The sequence below is a fragment of the Deltaproteobacteria bacterium genome (assembly GCA_016234845.1).
Taxonomy (GTDB): Bacteria; Desulfobacterota; Deferrimicrobia; order Deferrimicrobiales; family Deferrimicrobiaceae; genus JACRNP01.
On record JACRNP010000101.1, the window covers coordinates 1 to 5,578 of the forward strand.

5 protein-coding genes are annotated in these 5,578 nt (G+C 69.9%); all 5 read left to right on the forward strand.

From position 1 onward, the window contains the following. The coding region (locus HZB86_07475) for an ABC-F family ATP-binding cassette domain-containing protein (GenBank protein ID MBI5905379.1) at window positions 1-916 on the forward strand (916 nt) is incomplete at its 5' end. Between the two features lie 21 nt (window positions 917-937). Further along, window positions 938-1,423 (forward strand): YajQ family cyclic di-GMP-binding protein, encoded by a 486-nt coding sequence (locus HZB86_07480; protein ID MBI5905380.1) that lies wholly within the window; start codon window positions 938-940, stop codon window positions 1,421-1,423. A 21-nt stretch (window positions 1,424-1,444) separates the two neighbouring features. Continuing rightward, window positions 1,445-2,029 carry a 4Fe-4S dicluster domain-containing protein gene (locus HZB86_07485; GenBank protein ID MBI5905381.1) on the forward strand — a complete coding sequence of 195 codons (585 nt, stop codon included), beginning with the start codon at window positions 1,445-1,447 and terminating at the stop codon, window positions 2,027-2,029. Further along, entirely contained in the window at window positions 2,022-3,953 is a 1,932-nt protein-coding gene (gene cooS / locus HZB86_07490) for an anaerobic carbon-monoxide dehydrogenase catalytic subunit (protein ID MBI5905382.1), read from the forward strand. Before HZB86_07485 ends, cooS begins: the two co-directional genes overlap by 8 nt. Before the next feature lie 24 nt (window positions 3,954-3,977). Beyond that, on the forward strand, window positions 3,978-5,578 hold a 1,601-nt coding region (locus tag HZB86_07495; GenBank protein MBI5905383.1), incomplete at its 3' end, for an FAD-dependent oxidoreductase.

Genomic DNA, 5,578 nt, shown 5'->3' on the forward strand with positions numbered 1-5,578 from the left:
GGGGGAGCGGATCGCGGTCGTGGGGCCCAACGGCCGGGGGAAGACCACGCTGCTGCGGCTTCTCGCGGGGGAGCTTTCGCCGTCTTCCGGCATCGTCCGTCCGGCCGTGAACCTCAAGGTCGGTTACTTCGGCCAGACGAATGTGGACCGCCTGCACCCCGGCCTGTCCGTCGAGGAGGAGGTGCGGCAGTCGAATCCTTCCCTTACGCGGACGCAGGTCCGCACCCTGTGCGGGGCGATGATGTTCGGGGGCGCGTCCGCGGAGAAGCGGATCTCGGTCCTGTCGGGCGGGGAGAGGAGCCGGGTGCTCCTCGCGAAGCTCCTGGCGACGCCGGTCAACCTCCTGCTGCTCGACGAGCCGACGAACCACCTCGACCAGGAGTCGGTCGACGCGTTCCTTGCGGCGGTCTCCGCCTTCGAGGGGGCGGTGATCCTGGTGACCCACGTGGAGCGGGTGCTCTCCTCGGTGGCGACGAAGCTGATCGTCTTCGACGGCGGGAAGGTCGCGCCGTTCGACGGCGGCTACGGCGACTTCCTGGACCGAGTCGGCTGGAGCGCGGAAGCGGCGGAAGGCGTCGGGAGGTCCCCGGGCGAGCGTGCCGCGAACCGGCGGGAGGCGCGGCGGCAGCGGGCAGGGGAGGTGAGCCGGCGGTCGGGTGAGCTTCGGCGGCTCCGGAGCGCCGTCGCGGCGCGGGAGGCGGAGATCATCGCCCTCGAGGAGCAGCTCGGCCGGGAGGAGGCCGCGCTCGTCGAGGCGTCCGTGAAGAACGACGGGGCGACGATCCGGGCGCTGGCCGTGTCCACCGCGTCGGCTCGCTCCCGCGTGGATGCGCTTTTCGCGGAGCTGACGGCGCTCGGGGAGGAGCTTGTCGCGAAGGAAGCGGAGGTTGGGAACGGGTCGGTCGAGGTGGTATAGTTTTCCGCGGGAGGAGCGCGCATGCCGTCGTTCGACGTCGTTTCGGTCGTGGACATGCAGGAGGTCAGCAACGCGGTCAACCAGGCCGTGAAGGAGATCGGCCAGCGGTACGACTTCAAGGGTTCGAAGACCACGGTCACCCTCGAGAAGGACGGGATCAAGGTGCTGACCGACGACGACTTCCGCCTCAAGGCGGTCGTCGACATCCTCCAGTCGAAGTTCGTGAAGCGGTCCGTTTCCCTCAAGGCGCTGCAATACGGGAAGGTGGAGCCGGCCTCCGGCGGCCTCGTCCGCCAGTTCATCGCCATCCAGCAGGGGATCTCGAAGGAGAAGGGGAGGGAGATCGTCTCCCTGGTGAAGGACACCAAGCTCAAGGTCCAGTCGCAGATCCAGGAGGAGCAGGTGCGGGTGACGGGGAAAAGCCTGAACGACCTGCAGGAGGTCATCCGGATGCTGAAGGGGAAGGACCTGGGAGTGGAGATGCAGTTCGTCAACTTCCGTTCCTGAAAAAACAGGGGGGTGTGCCGGATGCGGAGAGTCGTCTACGACCCTTTGAAGTGCGCCGCCTGCAAGAGCTGCGAAATCCAATGTTCGGTCTCCCACTCCCTCTCGAAGGATCTTCTCTCCGCGGTCTCCGAATCGCCGCCGTCCCTGCCGAGGGTGGCCGTGGCGTGGACCCCGGGGATGAACGTCCCCCTGAAGTGCGCCCACTGCGAGACGGCCCCCTGCATGCTCGGCTGCCCCGTGGGCGCCATCCGAAGGGACGCCGGCTCCGACACGGTCCAGATCGACGATTCGCGGTGCATCGGCTGCTTCTCCTGCGTGCTGGTCTGTCCCTACGGGGCGGTCCGGCTCTCGTTCGACCGGAAGCGGGCGTACAAGTGCGACGGATGCGTGGAGCGGCTCCGGGCGGGAGAGGAGCCGGCCTGCGCCTCCTCCTGCCCGACGCATGCCCTGGCGTTCCGGGAAATCGAGGAGGTGGCGAGCCAAAATGCGGCCTCCGCGGCGATGCGGGAAACGGCCGCCCTCCTGCGCGGCAGGGAGACGGCGGGTGGGGAGGCGTCTCCCCTCGAAGCGATCCTCAGGATGAGGGAGGAGATGGCCCGTGGATAAGACCCTGGAACGGAAGCCGTATTCGAATCCCGGCGCCGAAGAGCTGACGCGGAAGGCGGAAGCGGACGACCTGCTGCTCGTCGACGAGCGGCTGCGGAGGATGATGCCCGAGTGCGCCTTCGGCGAGCTCGGGACCTGCTGCGTGATGTGCTACATGGGACCGTGCCGGATCGACCCGTTCGGCCAGGGGCCCCGGGTGGGGGTCTGCGGCGCGACCCCGGACGTCATCGTGGCGCGCAACTTCCTCCGGGCCGCGACGGGAGGCGCCGCGTCGCACGCCGGCCACGCCCGGGAGCTGGCGATCCTCCTCCTCGAGATCGCGGAAGGGAAGGCGCCCGGCTACCGGATCCGGGAGGAGGGAAAGCTCCTCGCGCTCGCCGGGAAGCTGGGAGTGCCGGTCGACGGCCGCCCCGTGTCCGCGGTGGCGGCGGACGTGGCGAGGAAGGCGCTCGAGGATTTCGGCCGCCAGGACGGGGAGCCGATGAACTGGATCCGAGCCCGGGCCACGAAAACCGAGTACGCGAAGTGGGAGAGGCTGGGGCTCGTCGTCTCCAACCCCCACAACGAGATCGAGACGGCGATGCACCGGACGTCGATGGGGAACGACGCGGACCCGCTGAACCTCTGGGTCGCAACCCTCCGGATGGGGATGGTGGACAACTTCGCGGGGCTGATGCTCGCCACCGACCTCTCCGACGTCATCTTCGGGATCCCCACTCCCAAGGTGGTCTCCGCGAACTTCTCCGTGGTGAAGGAGAACCAGGTCAACATCGCCTGCCACGGCCACAACCCGATCCTGGCGTCCAAGGTGGCGGAGTGGGCCGACCGGCTCGAGGCGGAGGCGAAGGCGGCCGGGGCCGAGCGGGTCAACGTGGTGGGGGTGTGCTGCATCGGGAACGAGCTCGTCATGCGGTACGGAGTCCCCTACGCCGGCCACGAGGCCCAGACGGAGCTCTTCCTGGCCACCGGGGCGATCGACGCCATGGTCGTGGACATGCAGTGCATCTGGCCGTCCCTCCCCGGGATCGCCAAGTGCTACAAGACCCGGTTCATCACCACCGTCCCCTTCGTCCGGCACCCGGAGGCGATCCACGTGGATTTTCACGCCGACCGGGCGGACGAGCGGGCGCAGGAGATCGTCCGCCACGCCATCGCGGGGTTCAGGGACCGGAAGGCGGCCGCCGTCCCGGTGCGGATCCCGGACGTCTCGTCGACGCTGCTGACGGGCATCTCCGTCGAAACGCTGGTCGCGGTCCTCTCCACGGTGAACCGGGAGGATCCGTTGAAGCCCGTCATCGACGCGATCGCGTCGGGCGACATCGCCGGGGCGGTGGGGATCGTCGGCTGCCCGAACCCGAAGCTGCGGGACGGGGCGATGACCGAGAGGATGGCCGGGGAGCTGATCCGGAACAACGTGCTGATCGTGACCACCGGGTGCGTGAACCACATCCTCGCCCAGGCCGGGTTCCTGAAAAGCGACGCCACGGAGAAGCACGCCGGCCCCCGGCTCCGGAAGGTGCTGACCGCGATCGGGCAGGCGGCGGGGCTGGGGGGGCCGCTCCCCCCGGTGCTCCACATGGGATCGTGCGTCGACAACTCGCGCATCTACGATCTCCTCGCCGCCCTGGCCGGGAAGCTGGGCGTGGAGATCAGCCAGCTCCCGGTGGCGGGGTCCGCGCCGGAGTTCATGACGGAGAAGGCGATCTCCATCGGGAGCTTCTTCCTCTCCGCGGGGATCCTCGTCCACCTGGCGCCGGCGCCGAGGGTGTTCGGAAGCCCGTTCGCCGTCTCGCTCCTGACGGAGAAGCTCGCGGGGCTGAACGGGGGGAAGGCGCTCGTGGCCGCCACGCCGGACGGCGCGGTCGCCGGGATCCTAGCCCACATCCAGGAGAAGCGGCAGGCGCTGGGGCTCCCCCGGGCCTGACCGGGCGTTTCAAGGACGGTGGCCATGGAACGGGTGCTCATCATCGGGAACGGCTACGCCGGCTCCCGCGCCGCCCGGCTCCTCTCGGGGACGGGACGGTTCGAGGTGACGACGGTCTGCGACGAGTCGTATCCCGCGTACTGCCGCCACCTCCTGCCGGAGCTGGCCGCGGGCGAACGGACGGTCGAGGAGCTCCATCTCCCGGCGGAGGACGGGGATGGAACGAACGCCCCCGTCCGGAACGGCGCGGCGGTGGCCCGTCTGTCCGCGAAGGACGGGAAGGCGTGGACGACGGACGGCGCGGAGATCCCGTTCGACAAGGCGCTGATCGCCACGGGAGCCCGGGTCTTCGTCCCGGGTGCGTTCGCCGGGCCGGTCGGCGCGTGCGACAACGTCTTCGCGATGCGCCGGATGGGAGAGGCGCTCGCCTTGAAGCGGATCCTCGACCGGGGCGGGCGCACGGTCGCGATCGTCGGCGCGGGGCGGATCGGCGTGCTCCTGGCGGAGGCGTTGAAACGCAGAGGGTGCGCGATCCATCTGGTCGACATCGCCCCGGAGATCCTCGCCACCATGGTGGACGGCGACGTGGCCGCGCGGCTGCGCCCGCACCTTGCGGCGGAAGGGGTCCTGACGGTGCTGACCGGGAAGACGGTCGAGCGGGTCGCCGTGGAAGGGAGCTCCGCCCGCGCGCTCCGGTTTTCCGACGGCTCGGAGCTCGCGTGCGACGCGGTCGTCCTGGCCACCGGCGTCGTTCCGAACACCGGGTTCCTCGAAGGGGAACCGGCGGAATATCAGGGTGGGATTCCCGTGAACGAACGGATGGAGACCCGCCTTCCCGGCGTCTACGCGGCGGGCGACGTGATCCGGTACACGACCGTATCGGGGAGGACGGAAAGCGGCCAGCTCGTGGCGAACGCAAGGCTCCAGGCGGAAGCCGCGGCCGCGAACATCGCCGGCGGAAAGGTCGCCGCCCCCCCGCTGTTCGTGGCGAACGTGGTGAAAATCGGCCGCGTCGTCGGCGCGCGCGCCGGCGACATCGACGGGACGGGAGCCGAGGATTTCCGCGTCGGCGCCGGTTTCCTCCGCGTCACGCTCGAAGGGACGTCCGTGGCCGGCTTCCAGTTCGTCGGACGGCCGGAGGGCCTGAAGATCGCCGTCGGAGGGAAGGGGGGCGCGGGGAAGACGACCGTCTGCGCCCTCCTGGCCGGGATCCTCGCCCGCGCCGGCCACACGGTCCTGCTGGTCGACCTCGATTCCGATCCCAACCTCGCCTCCGCCCTCGGATTCCCCCCGGATGCCGCCCTCCCGATCGTCCACCGGAGGGAGCTGATCGCCGAGCGGACCGGCTCCGCCGGGGAACCGGGGGGGATGTTCGTCATGAATCCGGGCGTTTCGGACATCGCCGAACGGTTCGCCCTGAAGCGCACGGAGAAGGTGTTCCTCCTCCCCGTCGGCACCATCGAGACGGGCGGGGAGGGGTGCTTCTGCCCCCAGGCCGCCTTCGCCAAGGCGCTCCTCCGGAAGCTGAGCCTTTCCAGGGACGAGTCGCTGGTCCTGGACCTCGAGGCGGGGCTGGAATCGTTCGGGCGGGCGCTGGTCGAGGGGCTCGACCTGCTGCTGATCGT